This window comes from Dehalobacterium formicoaceticum (genome assembly GCF_002224645.1).
Lineage (GTDB): Bacteria > Bacillota > Dehalobacteriia > Dehalobacteriales > Dehalobacteriaceae > Dehalobacterium > Dehalobacterium formicoaceticum.
Genome location: NZ_CP022121.1, coordinates 2757455 through 2775054, shown reverse-complemented (window position 1 = coordinate 2775054; position 17600 = coordinate 2757455). Strand labels below are relative to the sequence as shown.

At 43.1% G+C, this 17600-nt stretch carries 19 protein-coding genes and 1 pseudogene; 19 read left to right on the top strand and 1 reads right to left on the bottom strand.

The annotated features are described in order from the left end of the window. Positions 1–40: 40 nt before the first annotated feature. From ruvX to CEQ75_RS13415, 11 genes and pseudogenes are all read left to right on the top strand, one after another. Positions 41–465, top strand: a pseudogene (gene ruvX / locus CEQ75_RS13460) (Holliday junction resolvase RuvX). Between the two features lie 88 nt (positions 466–553). Next, a complete protein-coding gene (locus CEQ75_RS13455; protein ID WP_089611434.1) occupies positions 554–832 on the top strand; it encodes a DUF1292 domain-containing protein in 279 nt (92 codons plus the stop codon). A gap of 148 nt (positions 833–980) precedes the next feature. Beyond that, positions 981–2327 (top strand): VanW family protein, encoded by a 1347-nt coding sequence (locus CEQ75_RS13450; protein WP_089611433.1) that lies wholly within the window; start codon positions 981–983, stop codon positions 2325–2327. 173 nt (positions 2328–2500) lie between these two features. Beyond that, positions 2501–3457 (top strand): endolytic transglycosylase MltG, encoded by a 957-nt coding sequence (gene mltG / locus CEQ75_RS13445; protein WP_157677475.1) that lies wholly within the window; start codon positions 2501–2503, stop codon positions 3455–3457. A 29-nt stretch (positions 3458–3486) separates the two neighbouring features. Continuing rightward, positions 3487–4116, top strand: a complete 630-nt coding sequence (locus CEQ75_RS13440; protein ID WP_089611429.1) for an O-methyltransferase — start codon at positions 3487–3489, stop codon at positions 4114–4116. 10 nt (positions 4117–4126) lie between these two features. Continuing rightward, positions 4127–5347 (top strand): peptidase U32 family protein, encoded by a 1221-nt coding sequence (locus CEQ75_RS13435; RefSeq protein ID WP_089612643.1) that lies wholly within the window; start codon positions 4127–4129, stop codon positions 5345–5347. Positions 5348–5370: 23 nt separating this feature from the next. Continuing rightward, on the top strand, positions 5371–5586 hold the full coding sequence (locus tag CEQ75_RS13430) for a DUF4911 domain-containing protein (RefSeq protein WP_157677474.1): 216 nt from the start codon (positions 5371–5373) through the stop codon (positions 5584–5586). A gap of 87 nt (positions 5587–5673) precedes the next feature. Beyond that, complete coding sequence (locus tag CEQ75_RS13425; RefSeq protein WP_157677473.1) at positions 5674–7359, top strand: peptidoglycan D,D-transpeptidase FtsI family protein; 1686 nt, start codon at positions 5674–5676, stop codon at positions 7357–7359. Positions 7360–7558: 199 nt separating this feature from the next. Next, complete coding sequence (gene sigK, locus CEQ75_RS13420) at positions 7559–8269, top strand: RNA polymerase sporulation sigma factor SigK (RefSeq protein ID WP_089611423.1); 711 nt, start codon at positions 7559–7561, stop codon at positions 8267–8269. A 654-nt stretch (positions 8270–8923) separates the two neighbouring features. Then, positions 8924–9052: a hypothetical protein gene (locus tag CEQ75_RS19245; RefSeq protein ID WP_257914050.1), complete on the top strand. Its 129-nt coding sequence runs from the start codon at positions 8924–8926 to the stop codon at positions 9050–9052. Between the two features lie 62 nt (positions 9053–9114). After that, entirely contained in the window at positions 9115–9750 is a 636-nt protein-coding gene (locus CEQ75_RS13415) for an HDIG domain-containing metalloprotein (RefSeq protein ID WP_089611420.1), read from the top strand. A 40-nt stretch (positions 9751–9790) separates the two neighbouring features. Here the strand turns inward: CEQ75_RS13415 and CEQ75_RS13410 are convergent, their stop codons facing one another. Continuing rightward, positions 9791–10342 carry a DsbA family oxidoreductase gene (locus tag CEQ75_RS13410; RefSeq protein WP_089611418.1) on the bottom strand — a complete coding sequence of 184 codons (552 nt, stop codon included), beginning with the start codon at positions 10340–10342 and terminating at the stop codon, positions 9791–9793. Between the two features lie 332 nt (positions 10343–10674). Here CEQ75_RS13410 and CEQ75_RS13405 point away from each other — a divergent pair, with 332 nt between their 5' ends. The 8 genes from CEQ75_RS13405 to CEQ75_RS13370 all read left to right on the top strand — a co-directional run bounded on the left by CEQ75_RS13405 (position 10675) and on the right by CEQ75_RS13370 (position 17553). Further along, positions 10675–12135, top strand: coding sequence for an aminotransferase class I/II-fold pyridoxal phosphate-dependent enzyme (locus CEQ75_RS13405; protein ID WP_242965202.1), 1461 nt, complete (start codon positions 10675–10677; stop codon positions 12133–12135). Further along, the gene (gene speE / locus CEQ75_RS13400; protein ID WP_089611416.1) at positions 12136–12984 is read left to right on the top strand and encodes a polyamine aminopropyltransferase; all 849 of its coding nucleotides are present in this window, start codon (positions 12136–12138) and stop codon (positions 12982–12984) included. Continuing rightward, positions 12977–13828, top strand: a complete 852-nt coding sequence (gene speB, locus CEQ75_RS13395) for an agmatinase (RefSeq protein WP_089611413.1) — start codon at positions 12977–12979, stop codon at positions 13826–13828. The genes speE and speB overlap by 8 nt, the downstream gene beginning before the upstream one ends. Before the next feature lie 140 nt (positions 13829–13968). Beyond that, positions 13969–15168, top strand: a complete 1200-nt coding sequence (locus CEQ75_RS13390; protein WP_089611411.1) for a saccharopine dehydrogenase family protein — start codon at positions 13969–13971, stop codon at positions 15166–15168. Between the two features lie 4 nt (positions 15169–15172). Further along, positions 15173–16315, top strand: a complete 1143-nt coding sequence (gene nspC, locus CEQ75_RS13385; RefSeq protein WP_089612641.1) for a carboxynorspermidine decarboxylase — start codon at positions 15173–15175, stop codon at positions 16313–16315. Positions 16316–16355: 40 nt separating this feature from the next. Further along, positions 16356–16613: a hypothetical protein gene (locus CEQ75_RS13380; RefSeq protein ID WP_089611409.1), complete on the top strand. Its 258-nt coding sequence runs from the start codon at positions 16356–16358 to the stop codon at positions 16611–16613. Continuing rightward, entirely contained in the window at positions 16567–17136 is a 570-nt protein-coding gene (locus CEQ75_RS13375) for a YqeG family HAD IIIA-type phosphatase (protein ID WP_338032026.1), read from the top strand. Before CEQ75_RS13380 ends, CEQ75_RS13375 begins: the two co-directional genes overlap by 47 nt. Before the next feature lie 174 nt (positions 17137–17310). Then, positions 17311–17553 (top strand): hypothetical protein, encoded by a 243-nt coding sequence (locus CEQ75_RS13370; protein ID WP_089611407.1) that lies wholly within the window; start codon positions 17311–17313, stop codon positions 17551–17553. The last annotated feature ends 47 nt before the right edge of the window (positions 17554–17600 follow it).

The following is a 17600-nucleotide window of genomic DNA, read 5'->3' as shown; positions in this document are numbered from 1 at the left end:
GTCAAAGATAATTGATGATTTGATAAAGGAGCAGATGTTCATGAGAATTATGGGTTTAGATGTAGGAGAAAGAACCATAGGTATTGCAGTAAGTGATCCCCTTGGCTGGACAGCCCAGGGGTGGATACCATTCGCCGCAAAGGGGATTTAAAAGAGGACCTGGACCATCTTAAATTGGTGCTTGATGAGTATGGAGTAGAAGAAATTGTAGTTGGATTACCCAAAAACATGAATGGAACCCTGGGTCCCTCGGCGGTACGAGCTCAGGAAATAGCCGATGTAATTGCCCAAGAGACAGGACTTCCTATTAAAATGTGGGATGAAAGGCTTTCAACCATGGCCGCGGAAAAAACCCTCTTGGAAGGAAATGTGTCGAGAGCGAAGAGAAAAAAAGTAATTGACAAGATGGCAGCGGTGATCATCCTTCAAAGTTATTTAGATTTTTATGCGAATCAGAAATCTTGACCGAAATGGATTTTACTTTATGGTAACCATTGACATCATTTCATGAATCGTTTACAATGTCCGTAATTTAAGAAAATGAGGTGTAATGATGACTGATTTTGAAGACAGAAAAATTGTCTTATTAGATGAAGAAGGTGCAGAACATGAATTTGAGGTTCTTGACATTATCGAAGTAGATGGGGCGGAATACGCCATCCTATTCCCCATACTGGCAGAAGGCGAGGAAGAAGTGGATGAAGCCATCATCTTAAAAATTGAGAAGGATGAAAATGGCGAGGAACTTCTTACGGAAATCGAAGATGATGAAGAGTGGGAAAAAGTTGCCGATGCATATGACAGCATGTTAGAAGATGAGGAAAACGAATAAAACAAAGAAAATATGCAACCTTCATCAGAGTTCTTTGAAACCCTGATGAAGGTTTCTTTATGCACGAAGCGCGAAAATATTCAAACATAAGATGAATTGGTCTCTCATAACATAAAATTAAGGAAATAGTGGGGTGAGGTGACCCAATTTGTCTAAGGATCAACAAAAGGCCAAAATAACTCTGGGTATTTGCCTCTTACTGATTTTATTTGCTGTCCTTTTTTATGAGTTCCAGGTGATGCACAGCAACAAAATCCTGCCCGGAGTGACCATTGCCGGAATGGAATCAGACAATATGGAGAGAAATCGCAGTCAGCTCTCCCTGGATCCTATTTATCAACAAGCGATGGCAAGAAAGATCATCATTCAAGGAGCAGATGAAAGCTGGTCTTATTCTCCTCAGAAATTAGGATTAAAGGAGGATAGCGCTGCAACCATTCGGGATGCCTGGTCTATTGGCAGAGTGGGACCATTTTGGAAAAGATGGTTCACCCGCTGGGAAACAAAACAAAATGGGATCACAATCCCCTTGGCTTTTCAGTTAGACGACCAGGTCCTTCAGCAGGAAGTAGAGAAAATGGCGCAAACAATTGATCATGAAGGAGCAAGCGCCGAGCTGACCATTGATCAGGATCATCGGATAGGGATTAAAGCGGAGCAACCCGGTATTCAGGTGCATGTGGAGCAGAGTAAAGATAAAATCAAAGAAGTATTGCGATCAGGAGATCAGACGGTGGTTTCCTTAATTATCCAGACCGTGGAACCGGAGATCACGGAGGAAACCGTGCTCTCATGGCAGATTAATGGTGTGGTGGCCAGTTTTGAAACTTTTTTTAATGCTGCTCAGGAAGAAAGATCCTCCAATATCAAAACGGCGGCCCAAGCGCTGGATCAAGTCCTCCTAATGCCTCAGGAAGTATTCTCCTTTAACGAAATTGTGGGCCGGCGTACTACCGAAACAGGCTACAAGGAATCACTGGTGATCGAAAATAATGAATTTATAAGCGGAGTCGGAGGAGGGGTCTGCCAGGTATCTTCAACTTTATATAATGTGATCCTGATGGCAAATTTACCCATCTTAGAACGGCATCCTCATTCCTTGCCGGTAACCTATGTAGAACCAGGTCGGGATGCCACCGTATCATATGACTGGGCAGATTTAAAATTTCTAAATAATCGGCAAAAACCGGTCTTGCTTCATACGGAATATACAAAGGGCAAACTCAAAATTTATCTCTTTGCCACCAAGGGGGATTTCCAAGAAGTCAGGCTCTTCAGTGAAATTATAGAATATCTTGAGGGGGAAGAAGAAATTATTCACGATAAAACCTTGGGGCCGGAACAAGTAATTGTGGAAAAAAAGGGGCAAAAAGGGATGGTGGTAGACTTGTATCGCGAATTCCTGGCTTCTGACGGCAGTCTGATTTCCCGTGAAAAAATTACCAGAGATCGATATCGAGCACAAACAGTGATCAGAGTGCCCGTCGGTCAATAAGGGCATAAGTCAGCTCATGGTTCAAAATGATCCAATTTTGTGATAATTATTGTTAATATTTGATATTGCCTGTATAATTAAAACAGCTTTCTATATTTTATTTATTAATGAAAATGACGGAGGAATGCATGGTCAAAGGACACCGCAAAAAGAAAAGGACAGGAAGGAACTTTGTGATCATCATAATCACCGCTTTAGCGGTCTTTTACACCGGAATTATGTTGGCACCGGTTCCTGTGCATCAGGAGGTCTCCTTCCAAGTCCCCGGACAGGCTACGACGGGTGATATTGCCCAAATCCTTGAAGATGAGGGCTTGATTCGCAATAAATTACTTTTTGAAATGTACATTCGGTTCACAGGCTTAGACAGGAAATTAAAAGCAGGGGAGTACAGTTTTTCCGGAAAAATTACTTTGACCGATATTGGAGCAAAGCTTTCCCGGGGACAAGCTCAAACCGATAAGGTTACCATTCCGGAAGGATATAATGTAGAACAAATCGCCCTATTGTTGGAAGAAAAAGGATTAGCTGATTATGATAAGTTTTTGGAAGTTACTCAATCAGGGGATTTCTCTTATCCATATCTGCCACCTAAGAACAGTGAAGACCGTCTAGAAGGATATTTATTTCCCGATACTTATCAAATCATTCCCGGCTGGCCGGAAGAGAAAATTGTTGCGATGATGCTCAAAAGATTTGATGATGTTTTTCTCCCCGAATGGCATGATCGAACCCAGGAAATGAATACGACGATCCCTGAAATCGTTACTTTGGCTTCCATCATTGAAAAGGAAGCTAAGGTGGAAGAAGATCGTCCTGTTATTGCCAGTGTATTTTATAATCGCATGAAGATCGGCATGCATTTGGAGTCTTGTGCCACGGTGCAATATGCTTTAGGTGAGGTGAAAGAAGTTCTTCTCTATGAAGATCTAAAAATTGATTCCCCTTATAATACCTATTTAAATGGTGGACTGCCTCCCGGACCCATTGCCAACCCAGGGAAAGATTCCCTTAAAGCGGCCTTGTATCCGGCAGAAAGTAATTTCTTTTATTTTGTCGCCAAACCTGACGGTTCTCATTATTTCAGCCGAACATTAGCGGAACATAATGAAGGAAAAAGGAAATATTAAAATAGCCTGTCAAACGGAGTGTTTTTTTCGTGGAGATTGTCAATAGGGACATTTTGGAAATGATGACTGATGATTGTGCCAAAAACCATGTGGCACTAATTGCACCGGAAACGGCAAGTTATTTGAAGCTTTTAATAGAATGGGGTAATTTTCGGCGCATTCTGGAAATCGGAACGGGCCTGGGTTATTCTACCCTGATTTTTGCCCAAGCGGCCGCAAAACAAGAGGGCGCTGTTGTCACCATTGAACGGATGCCGGAGCGGGTGAAGCGGGCCAGAGAGTATTTCTCCTTAAGCGGTTTGCAAAATATTCGCTCCTATGCCGGGGATGCCCAAGATGTGCTTCCTTGTCTTACTGATTCCTTCGATTTCATTTTTATGGATGCGGCCATGGGGCAATACCTTGATTTTTTTCAGCTCCTGTTTCCAAAGCTTGCGCCGGGAGGACTGTTGATTGGTGATAATGTTCTTTTCGAAAATTTAATTTTTCGGGATCGTTATCAAATCCCCCGCAGACGCAGAACCATGCAGCAAAGATTAAGAGATTTTTTAAATCTGGTGTTGGGGCATTCCGAGCTATCTGCCAGATTATTCTCAATTGGAGACGGATTGGTGGTATGCCGACGCCAACTTAGCGTCCGTGATAAAATGATGGAGTGATTACAAAATGATGCAGAAACCGGAATTATTGGCCCCGGCAGGCAATTTAGAAAAACTTTATACCGCAGTTAGGTTTGGTGCCGATGCTGTTTATCTTGGAGGAAAAGATTTTGGTCTTCGGGCAGGGGCGGGCAATTTTTCTCATGAGGAGATGGCACAAGGGATCCGTTTTGCCCATGATCAGGGGGTTAAGGTCTATGTCACCGTCAATATTTTTGCCCATAATCAGGATCTAGAGGGCTTAATCCCTTATATTGAAACCTTAGATGCTTTAAAGATTGATGGCATTCTGGTTTCCGATCCCGGAATTTTTCGTTTGATCCGGGAAAGATTTCCCCAGTTAGCCATCCATATTAGTACCCAGGCCAACAATACCAATTGGGCCACAGCCCTTTTCTGGCAAGAAATGGGGGCAAAGCGTATCGTCCTCGCCCGGGAACTTTCCATTCAAGAGATCAGGGAAATCCGAGATAAAACGACATTGGAATTAGAAGCTTTTGTTCATGGCGCCATGTGCATTTCATATTCCGGGCGGTGTTTACTTAGCAATTATCTGACCGGTCGGGATAGTAACCAGGGAGATTGTGCCCATCCATGCCGCTGGAATTATCGGTTGATGGAAGAAAAAAGATCAGGGGAATATTTTCCGGTGGAGGAGGATGAAAGGGGCGCCTATATTTTCAACTCCAAAGATCTTTGCCTGGTGGAACAGATTCCAGCCTTGATTAAAGCTGGGGTCCATTCCCTGAAAATTGAAGGACGCATGAAAAGCTCCTACTATCTGGCTACGGTAGTCAAGGTTTATCGGGAAGTCATTGATGCCTATTGGAAGGATTCGGTGCATTTCTCCTTTGACAAAGGTTGGCTGGAGGAATTAGGGAAGGTGAGTCATCGCCATTATACCCAAGGTTTTGCTTTTAAAAAACCGGATGCCGAGGATCATCGTTATGAGACCTCTGCTTATGTGCGGAGCTATGACTTTATCGGGCAGGTATTGGAATATCTTCCTGAGACCGGGGAAATGCGGGTGGAGCAGCGTAACCGGATGTCAGTCGGTGATAAAATCGAAATTTTGCCACCTCAGGGTGATTTTATTTCCTGGGAAATCAGAGAGATGAAAAATGACCAGGGAGAACCCATTCGTCATGCTCCACATCCTCAGCAAATCGTGACTATGGCAGCTCCGGCGCAAAAAATCCCGCCCTGTGCCCTGATTCGCCGCGCACATTAGGAGGTAAAGAGGAGGAAGAGATTTTGGCAGAAAGTTTAAATATTTGGGTCCGCCTTGACCCCCAAAATATCGATGTTTTTAATAAAATTATCGAGGGTTATGACAATTTGGCCTTAGTAACGGCCATCGAGCCCGCTTTGGGGCAACTTCTGGTACGGGTCACCCCGGACACAAAAAAAGATACCTTGCGTTTGTTGAAACACCTCCCCTTTCCCATAGAGATAGTATCGGAATCTTAACTTTAAACCCGGATCATTTCTTTCCATGAATAATTCTTAATTTTTCCGACCACCCTATTAAGAGTATGAATTATAGGGGTGGTCTTTTTGTTTTTTAAACAGAAGCGGGTCTTAATTCTTTATCTTCTTTTCGCCGGCACCTTTCTTTTATTGTTGGGCAGATTGTTTCAAATTCAGATCATTGATGGTGCCAAATACGCCCAACAAGCGGTGGCACAGCGTCAGCAAACCGTAAACTATGTTCAATTTCCCAGGGGTCAGATTTTGGATAGAAAACTTCGTCCTTTGACAAATGTCGAAGAGCAGCCTGCAGCCGTTGTTTTTCCCCTGATGATGCCGGAAGACCGATCTGAAGCGGCATCTTTCTTATCCTCTGTTTTGTCGCTTCCTGTGGAGTCAGTAACCAATCGACTGAATGGGGATCCGGTCGTGCTCAAAACCGGTCTTTCTGAAGCAGAAGTATCCTTGATAGAAAAAACAAACCTGCCTGGTGTTTATGTCTTACCGGTCGTTCCCCGCTATCAAAGGAATTGGCCCGCCGTGCATATGATCGGGAACGTGGGTCAGATCAGTGAAGAAGAATATCAACAGCTGAAAGACAGAGAGCAAGATTATCAGCGAGAAGATGTTATCGGGAAAAACGGCCTGGAGAGGCAATATGAAGAAGTGCTGAGAGGGGGTGAATCAGCAAAAATTGCCGCTATGGTTGACGTACATGGGCAACACGTAAAGGGGGCGGGCTTTACTTTAATTCCGGATAAAATAAAATCAACGGATTTGCCTACTCATGTGGTTACAACCCTGGATCAGGATTATCAAAAAATTACCGAAGAAGCATTGGAAGGTTATGAAGGAGCTGCCGTAGTTCTTGATGTTTGGAATGGAGATATTCTAGCTATTGCTTCCAGCCCTGAATATGATCCATCCATGTCAGAAACACCCGAGGGAAAAGATGCATATATTAATAAAGCATTACAAAATTATCCTCCCGCCTCGGTATTTAAAATTCTGATCATGCTGGCTGCCCTGGAAGAAGGCCTGGTGCAGCCGGAGGATCAATTTATCTGTCCGGGAGAAATTACCTTGCCTTCCGGACGCAAGGTATCCTGCTGGAATCAAGAGGGACATGGGGAAATCACTTTTGCCCAAGGTGCTGCTTACTCCTGCAATCCTGTTTTTATTCAAGCCGGATTAGAATTGGGTGGGGAAAAAATTTTAGAATACGCAGGCAAGTTAGGCCTTCGTGATGATAAAATCATTGGCTATGATCTTCCCCTGACTTCTCATTTTCAATTTAATAACAGGGTTGAGGGAGATCTGGTCAACGTAATTATGGGAGAAAAGGGAGTTAGCCTTAGTCCCCTGTTAGTTGCCAAACTCATCGCCCAGGTGGCCAACGGAGGATTCAGTATTACACCTCGCCTGGTATCTGAGCTTCATAATGACCAGGGGGAGATTGTAAAGGAATATCCCAGCACCATGGGAGAGAGGATTATTACGGAAGAAAGCACCGGTGCGGTAAAATCGGTTTTGCACTTGGCGGTAGAGGAGGGTACCGGAACAGCGGCTCAAGTACCGGGAATTGAGACTGCCGGTAAAACAGGTTCTTCTGAAACAGCAGGGGTATGGTTTGCCGGATTTGCACCTTTGGATGTGCCCAAATGGGCTGTGGTGGTATTCGTCCAAAAGGGTACTTCGGGCGGCAGGGAAGCTGCTCCAATTTTCAAAGAAATTATTGACCGTCTGGCCCGGCTGGAAGGAATGATTCAGTGAACTCGTTCAGCTAAAGCTGAACATCGGGGCTTCAGATGGGGAATCTACCCCACCTGAAGTGAAAATAGGAGCTCCCACTTATAGAAGTGGGAGTCTTGAAATTTGATAAAATATTTGGTAAAATTTCCCCCTCCAAAAGTGTCACATTTTATATAAATTGTCATAAAATGTAGAACCGACACTCTTGGAGGTGCTTTGGATGGGACCAGAATGGGCAGCAATCCTGTCTTTATCGATGCTTAAAGGTCTGCATTGTGTTTTTGGATATATCAGCAACAACGCTTTCCCTCATCCTTTATCAGAAGAGGAAGAAACAAAGACGTTGGAAAAGTTTGAAAATGGTGATGAAGAAGCGAGGAATCTACTAATTGAGCACAATTTACGATTGGTTGCTCATATTACGAAAAAATTCGAAAGCGCGGGCTTAGATAAAGATGATTTGATTTCCATTGGAACGATTGGTTTAATCAAGGCCATCAATACCTTTAATCGGGGTAAGGGAACGAAATTAGCCACCTATGCCGCTCGGTGTATTGAAAACGAAATCTTGATGCATCTTCGTTCCACCAAGAATATGCGTACAGAAGTGTCTTTATATGATCCCATTGGAACGGATAAAGAAGGAAATGAGGTTTCTCTGGTCGATGTTCTGGGTACAGAGGGCGATTTAGTCCTGCAATCGATAGAATCCTATTACGAGCAGAAAGAATTATTGGAAAAGGTAGAAACCTTGGAAAACCGCGAGCGCTTCGTTTTACAATCCCGTTACGGACTTTTTAACAGTCTGAGACGGACCCAAAGGGAAATCGCTAAAAAGCTGGGTATTTCCCGCTCTTATGTGTCTCGCATTGAAAAAAAAGCCATTCAAAAACTTACCCAAGAATTAAGCAAGTCCGGAAACAGCTCTTAATTGTTTTAAATATTTTGAAAAACCAAGTAAAAGGAAGATTATTAGAGCAATTATTTAAACAATTGCATTAGACAAAACAATTTAATCGAATATGGGATTTTTCACCCTTTGACGGATGGAAGAAAATCGAGTATTATTTACCTAAGCTCCAAGGAATTCCTAAGACGGAAATCCTACAGCGTCAGAAACGGAAACGTAACATTAAAACTTATCAAAATTAATCTATGGATTCAGGATTCAGTGTCTAAGAGGTTTCAGGAGAAAGTGGTTACAGCAGGAAAGACCCATGGAAGATCGCCTTTACAAAAATCTGAAAAGATGGAGTGATGGAAGAACGGAAGTGAAAGGGTCCTGAGGTAGGCAACGGAAGACTGAAAAAACTGTTAGATGAAGGTTATGTTTACTTGATAAGTAAAGTAATGGAACGCAAAAATGGATGATAGTTGTAGGGAAAAGTCAATAAAGGTTCGTTGGAGCTATATTCTATTCTATTCTTTAAAAGAGAATGTCATCGGAATTATTTATCCGATGACATTCTCTTTATCATCTGCTAATCGTCCGTTAAACCCCTAATAGAGAAAGTTTCACTCGATACGTTTGCCAAAAGTATTAATTTTTTGGGCCAAGGGTACACTACCATTGAGGTGAAGGACGATGGAAAAAAACAAGAAACCGTACCAAAAAGAAAACAAAAATCAAGGACTAAAGACAGTTGTTCCGGAAAATCAAAACCAAAATCATAATATTAAAAAAGAAGCATTAGGTCCTAACACCAAAAGATAAGGGAGGCCAAGCGTGATCTGCGGGCAGAAAGTGCCAGTGAGTTTGGGATGCAAATAAGGATCATGCAAATAAAGACCGATTCTATGGAAAAATGGTATTTTGAAATCAACGATCATCTGTTAAATGACCCCAGACCTGGTGAGTATTTAAGCCGGATTTCACAGGGGCAGATTTTTCTCCAATTTCCTTTTACTCTCCTGAAGAAATTAAAAGAGACGAAACAATCTCCCCAGCATCATCCGGAAGGTTCTGTTTGGAATCATACTTTGTTGGTGGTGAATGAGGCGGCACAAAGGAGGGCACAGAGCAAAAATGCCCGGGTTTTGATGTGGGCGGCTCTGCTCCATGACATTGGTAAGCCGGACACAACCAGAGAACGCAAGGGGAAAATAACCGCCTATGATCACGACAAGGTTGGTGCGGAATTGGCCAGGGAATTTTTGCTGGCATTAACAGATGAGACCAACTGGATCGAAGAAGTTGTTAAACTGATCCGGTGGCATATGCAAATTCTTTTTGTCGTAAAAAATCTGCCCTTTGCCGACATTAAGTCGATGAAGAAAGAAGTTGACATCCGGGAAGTGGCTCTCCTTGGTTTATGTGACCGTTTAGGACGATCAAATCGAAACAAAGCACAAGAAGAAGAAACGATTCAAATATTTATGCAAAAAAGTATCAGGGATGGCCATCAGGGATAAACTATTTCCTCAGGCCATCCAAAATTTTTCTCTTTTCTGTTTATCTTTCCGAAAGCTCTTTAAGCACTTTGACAAAAATCTCATAACGCTCGGCGCCAAAAATTCTTTTTCCGTTCTCAAAAATAAAGGTGGGTATGCCCTCGACATGATATTTTTCGCCTAATGCATGGGATTCTTTAAGAATAGACGTATATTTTTCTTCCTGGAGGGCTTTCTCTAGTTGTCCAACATCCAAGCCGATTTTCTGCGCAGATGCTAATACAATATCCAACTGCCCAATGTCTTCTCCCAGCCCGAAATAAGCTTGATAAACAACATCCTGGAACTCCCATAGTTTCCCCTTTTCCCGGGCAAATTCTGTGGCTGCTAACGCCAATTTGGTATTAGAGCTTCTTTCCATTTTATTAAATACCACATCATAGGGCTTACCGGCCAGATTTAAATTCCTTTTCATCATGTCAAGATCAGCATTCGGGAACTGATCTCTAAGCCAGATCCCTTCTTTAGGGGTTTCGGGATGGAGTTCGTATCCCACCCACTGTACTTCCAAAGGATATTTCTTTTGCAGCTTGTAGAGAATACCTTTCCCTATGTAGCAAAAGGGTCAGGCATAATCTGAAAAGAGCACGATTTTGAGGGGGTGCATATGATCAATCCTTTCTTATTTCTTAATCAAGTACTATCATATATTTTGACATAATGACCCTTTGTTATGCAATACCCATTTTATCCGATAACTAACTGCGACGAATTGTTTAAATTACCGGTAATTGAGCAGAATTTAAAGGATTAAATTTTTGTTTATCGAAATATGAATATGATATTTCGCCCATCCAAAGATGAACCCCAAAGAATCAATTGTGATTGCATTTTTTGTCTAAAAATGCTATATTGAATCCGCAATTTCAAAAGACAGGGGCTGTGATGATAGAAAAAATGCTGACACAACATAATGCACCTATTTATGAAGCCTTAGAAAAACACATGAAAAATCGCGTTGTTCCTTTTGATGTGCCCGGTCACAAAGGGGGTCGGGGCAATAAAGAATTAACTGATTTTTTAGGGGCAAATTGTTTAAAATTAGATGTGAATTCCATGAAGCCCCTGGACAACCTCAGCCATCCAATGTCCGTTATTAAAGAAGCCCAGGAACTGGCAGCAGAAGCTTTTGGGGCCAACCACTCATTTTTTATGGTAAATGGTACCACCGGGGCAGTTCAGGCGATGATTATGTCCTGCTGCAAGGCCGGAGATAAAATTATCATGCCCAGAAATGTTCACCGGAGCGCCATAAATGCTTTGGTAATCTGCGGGGCGATACCGATCTACATAAACCCGGGATTAAATAAAGAACTGGGAATTCCTTTAGGCATGTCGGTGGACGATGTTAAGGAAGCCATTTTAACTCATCCGGATGCCAAGGCAATTTTGGTGAATAACCCAACATATTACGGGATCTGTTCTAATTTACAGGAAATTGTGACGTTGGCCCATAATTTTGGCATGATGGTCTTAGCGGACGAAGCCCATGGAACCCATTTTTATTTTGGAGAAGATTTACCGGTTTCCGCTATGGCAGCAGGGGCAGACATGGCGGCAGTGAGTATGCATAAAACGGGAGGTTCCCTGACCCAGAGCTCCATTTTGTTAAGCGGACCGAAAGTTAATCCGGATTACGTGCGGCAAATTATTAATTTAACCCAAACCACCAGCGCTTCCTATTTGCTCCTTTCATCCCTGGATATTGCCCGGAAAAATCTTAGTTTGAATGGCAAGGAAATGTTTCGTAAAACAGTGCAATTTGCCCAATATGCCCGGGATGAAATTAATAAACTGACCGGTTATTATGCTTTTTCCCGGGAATTGATCAATCATGATACCGTTTTTGACTTTGATATCACCAAACTTTCTATCCATACGCGAAAAATCGGTCTGGCCGGCATTGAGGTCTATGACTTATTACGGGATGAGTATGGGATTCAAATCGAGTTTGGGGACATTGGAAATATTCTGGCCATCATTTCTGCCGGTGATCGGGCATTGGAAATTGAACGTTTGATTTCTGCTTTATCAGAAATTAAACGCTTGTATTCAGGTGATAACCGTGGCATGTTTGACCACGAATACATTAAACCGGACGTGGTTTTAGCACCTCAACATGCATTTTACAGCAAAACACATGCTGTTCCTTTAGAGCAAAGCAAAGGCTGCATCAGCGGCGAATTTGTCATGTGTTATCCACCGGGCATTCCCATTTTGGCGCCGGGAGAAAAAATCTCTGAGGAGGTTTTAGCCTATATTTCCTATGCCAAAGAAAAAGGTTCTTTTTTAACAGGAACCCAGGATATGGAGATAGAAAATATCAATGTTGTGGAGGATATATAAATGGACTTATGGTACACAGAATATCATACGGAAATGGTACGTTTCTCCATTAAAATCGACAAACAATTGGTAAGCATGCAAAGTGAGTTCCAACGGATTGATGTCTTTGAGTCTTATGAATTCGGAAGAATCCTTGTTTTGGACGGTTACTTGATGCTGACAGAAAAAGATGAATTTATTTATCATGAAATGATTGTGCACCCACCCCTTGCCGTCAATCCCAAAATTAAAAAGGTGCTGGTGATTGGCGCCGGAGATGGGGGCACGATTCGGGAATTAACTCGTTACGAAAGTTTGGAGCATATTGATATGGTGGAAATTGATGAAATGGTGGTAGATGTATGCAAGGAATACCTGCCCCATATCTCCTGCCGTTTAAAGGACCCCAGAGTCAATATCTACTACGAGGACGGACTCAAATTTGTGCGAACCAAACAAAATGAATATGATTTAATTATTGTAGATTCAACGGATCCTTTTGGACCGGGTGAGGGTCTTTTTACCAAGGAGTTTTACGGAAATTGTTTCAAAGCCTTAAGTGAAGATGGCATCTTGATCAACCAACATGAGAGTCCTTATTACCCAAGGGATGCTTATGCCATGCAGAGAGCCCATCAGAAAATAAAATCCATTTTCCCCATCAGTAAGGTTTATCAGATTCATATCCCCACCTATTCTTCGGGACACTGGCTGTTTGGATTTGCTTCAAAAAAATACGACCCGGTCACCCATATCGATCAGGATTGGTGGAATGGTTTGGGTCTTAAAACCAAATATTATAATACTGAAATTCACCAAGGCTCTTTTGCCCTGCCCAACTATGTAAAGGAGCTGTTGGCCAATGCATGAGAGAAAGTTCCATACCTTTATCGGTTGTGACGGCACCTATGTGGAGAGTAAGATTGTTCTTTTCGGCGCTCCCTTTGACAGCACCACCTCTTATCGCCCCGGCGCACGTTTTGCCAGTGCTGCGATACGCAATGAAAGCTACAGCATTGAAACCTACAGTCCTTATTTGGATCGGGATCTCACGGATCTGAAAATTTATGACGGAGGTGACCTGGAGCTTGCCTTCGGAAACCCGGAGAAAGCCCTGACTGTCATTGAAAATTATACCGCCCAAGTGCTTCATGATAATAAGCTGCCTCTGATGATCGGCGGAGAACATTTAGTAACCTTGGGAGGGGTGCGGGCGGTCTTACAAAAATATCCTCAGCTGCATATTCTCCATTTTGATGCCCACACAGATCTAAGATCGGACTATTTAGGGGAAAAGCTTTCCCATGCTACCGTGATGCGTCGTTGCTGGGACCTGGTGGGGGACGGGCGAATCTTTCAATTCGGGATCAGAAGCGGTGATAGGGAGGAGTTTTCCTGGGCACAGGACCATGTTTTCATGGAAAAGTTCACCTTGAACCAGGTGGATCATGTAGTAGAAAAAGTAAAGGATCAGCCGGTTTACCTGACCTTGGATTTGGATGTTTTAGACCCTGCCGTTTTACCCGGCACCGGTACTCCGGAGGCAGGGGGCGTGGGCTTTTTGGATTTATTAAAAGTGTTTACCCAGGTAAAAGGCTTGAATTTGGTGGGAGTAGATATGAATGAATTATGCCCTGTCTACGATCCCAGCGGGGCCTCTACGTTACTAGCCTGTAAGCTGTTAAGGGAATTATTATTAACATTGGATCAGTGAACTCGTTTAGCTAAAGCTGAATATCGAGGCTTCAGAGGGGGAATCTACCTCACCTGAAGTAAAAATAGTAACTTCCACTTATAGAAGTGGGGAGTCTTGGAATTTAATGAAGAATGAATCATGATTCGGAGGGATAATCAATGGGAAAAGCGTTAATTATTGGTGCCGGAGGCGTAGGCAGCGTGGTAGTTCATAAATGCTGTCAAAACCCGGAGGTTTTTGAGGAAATTTGTATCGCCAGCCGAACTGTAGCGAAATGTGAAGCATTAAAAGCTAAGCTGGATGGGGGAAAAACCAAAATCACCACCGCCCAGGTGGATGCAGACAAGGTGGCGGAACTGGTAGAGCTTATTAGCAAAGAAAAACCGGACATCGTCATCAATGTGGCTTTGCCTTATCAGGATTTAACGATTATGGATGCTTGTCTGGCTACCAAAACGGATTATCTGGATACCGCCAATTATGAGCCTTTGGACACGGCTAAATTTGAATATAAATGGCAATGGGCCTACCGGGATAAATTCCGGGAGGCCGGCATTACGGCTGTTTTAGGCAGCGGTTTTGATCCCGGAGTCACCGGCGTTTTTTCTGCCTTTGCTCAAAAACATTATTTTGATGAAATTCATCAAATTGACATCCTGGATGCCAATGCGGGAGATCATGGCTATCCCTTTGCCACCAACTTCAACCCGGAAATCAATATTCGGGAGATTACGGCTAAGGGCAGTTATTTTGAAAATGGCCAATTTATCGAAACAGAACCCATGTCCATCAAACGAGTCTATGATTTCCCCGTCATCGGGGAAAAAGATATCTATCTCCTGCACCATGAGGAAATGGAGTCGCTGGCCTTAAACATCAAAGGTATTAAAAAAATTCGGTTCTGGATGACTTTTTCCGAGAATTACCTTACCCACCTGCGGGTTCTGGAAAATGTGGGAATGACCTCCATTGATCCTATTGACTTTAATGGACAAAAAATTGTTCCTCTCCAGTTTCTGAAAGCCGTACTTCCTGACCCGGCTTTCTTAGGGCCTCGGACCAAAGGGAAAACCAACATCGGTTGTATTTTCCAGGGATTAAAGGACGGTCAGGAAAAGCGCTACTATGTATATAATGTTTGCGACCATGAAGAAAGCTATGCTGAGGTTGGTTCCCAGGCCATTTCCTATACCACCGGAGTGCCGGCGATGATTGGCGCCATGATGGTACTGACAGGAAAATGGAAGAAACCCGGAGTCTTTAATGTGGAAGAATTTGATCCGGATCCTTTTATGGACGCCCTTAATAAATTCGGTTTACCCTGGCAGGAAAGCTTCAATCCGGAATTGGTTGATTAAAGAGATGGTCAAGGAAATTGATTTTAGTAAAGTCCCTACCCCTTGTTACCTGCTGGATGAAAGGCTGCTGATAAAAAACCTGTCCACTCTCCGGGGTTTGACAGAGCGGACCGGCTGCCGGATTCTTCTGGCGCAAAAAAGTTTTGCCATGTTTTATGAATATCCGTTGATCAAAAAATATCTTCATGGTACAACCGCCAGCGGTCTTTTTGAGGCAAAGCTGGGCTATGAAGAAATGGGCGGGGAGGTTCATATTTTTTCCCCGGCATATTTAGACCATGAATTTGACGAAATTCTGCAAATTTGTGACCATATCGTCTTTAATTCTTTTGCTCAATGGAGAAGGTTTAAAGATCGGGTAAAGCAGGGGCCTCGTCCTATCTCCTGCGGTCTTCGGGTCAACCCGGAATATTCGGAGCAGGAGCATGGCATCTATGATCCTGCCGCTCCCGGCTCTCGTCTAGGGGTCACTCTCGCTAATTTTGAACCGGAGCTTTTGGAGGGCATCGAAGGTCTTCATTTTCATACCCTTTGTGAGCAGAATTCAGACGTTTTAGCCCGTACATTAAAGGTCTTTGACGAAAAATTCGGTACCTTTATGAAGGGGATGAAATGGCTTAACCTGGGGGGAGGCCATCATATCACCCGGCCTGATTATGATCTGGCAACCCTGGAAAAATTCCTGCACTTTGCCCGGGAAAAATACGGGGTGCAGGTTTATCTGGAGCCGGGGGAAGCGGTAGTATTAAATTGCGGTTATTTAGTGGCCCGGGTCCTTGATTTTGTTCATAATGGCCTGGATATTGCCATATTGGATACCTCCGCTGCCTGTCATATGCCGGATGTGCTGGAAATGCCTTATCGTCCACAGATTATCGGCAGCGGCTTACCGGGGGATTTTCCTTATACTTATCGTTTAGGCGGTCCTACTTGTCTGGCAGGAGATATCATCGGGGATTATTCCTTTCCCCAACCCTTAAAGGCAGGAGATCCTTTGGTATTCTGCGATATGGCTCATTATACCATGGTAAAAAACAACACCTTTAATGGCATTAAGCTGCCTTCCATTGGAGTTTTTAATGATCGGGACGGGTTGAAAATAATTAAAGAATTCGGCTATTATGATTTTAAAAACCGCCTTTCCTAGTGGAAAGGTCAGAGGGATTTGCACCGAGGAGGAAAAAAGCATGGAAAAGATACAAGTAATACAGGAAACCATAAATCAAATTATTGAAGAATTGCAGAGCCAGCCCTTTGGCTTGGATGTAGCCTTGGAAAAATTTGATCAGGAAAAAGTCCATTGGTTAATTCGTATGAAGGATCAGTTTGTACCTATCACAATGGATGAAATTAATGAAAAAAGAACCGGCACAGACAGTCTGTACCAGACTATGAAAGATCTTTTTATGGAGAAGTTTCAGTGGCTTATTTGGAAAACCGTCTAAGGGGGAGAGAGATTTTTTGAAAACCAATAACTTTATGCCGGACATGATGACCGTATCTGTCTTGGATATTCCCCTACAGGACTTGGCAAAAAGAAATGTTAAAGGTATGATTCTGGATCTGGATAATACCATTACAGAGTGGAACAATCCGGAAATAAAAGATGAAATGATGCATTGGTTTGCGAACCTGCAGCAGCTCGGTATTTCCGCTTGTCTGCTTTCCAATAACAAGGGACCCCGGGTCATGGAAGCTGCTCAAAAATTAGGGATTTCATATGTGTCCAGAGCGACCAAACCTCGACGCAGTGGATATCGCAGAGCTATGGAGGTACTTAAAACCACAGAGGCGGAAACAGTAGTGGTGGGAGATCAGATTTTTACCGATATCCTCGGCGGAAATCGCACCGGACTTTATACTATTTTGGTTAACCCCATTGGTGCCAAAGAATTCGCCGGGACCAAGGTGAACCGATGTATTGAACGCATCTTTTTAAAAGTGGCGGGCATTAAAAGACCTAAGTGAACTTGTTCAGCTAAAGCTGAACATCGGGGCTTCAGATGGGGAATCTACCCCACCTGAAGTGAAAATAGGAGCTCCCACTTATAGAAGTTGGAGTCATGGAATTTGATAAAGGTGTTGTTTAAAGATTCTCTCGTCAGGGCAGAATAAGAACAAACCAAATTTGGGGGTTCAAGAATGAGCGCAACCCATACCTTTAGTTTGTTTTTACCTGCGCCTGAAAAAATTATCAGCGCCACGTTGCTTTTAATGAAGATCCGAAGCCAGGTAGAAGAAATTAAGATTACCCATCCGGAACTAAAAAATTCAAGACTGATTAATGTTGGCATGTACCGTGCTAAGGGCGGTATCCGGGTAAAGCTTTATTTTTCCCAAGGGGAAGAGCAAGCCCTTGCTACAGAAAAAAGAGCTGAATTTTAGCTCTTTTTTGGCTTAGACTACCTTGAACTAAACCTTACACCAGAGAA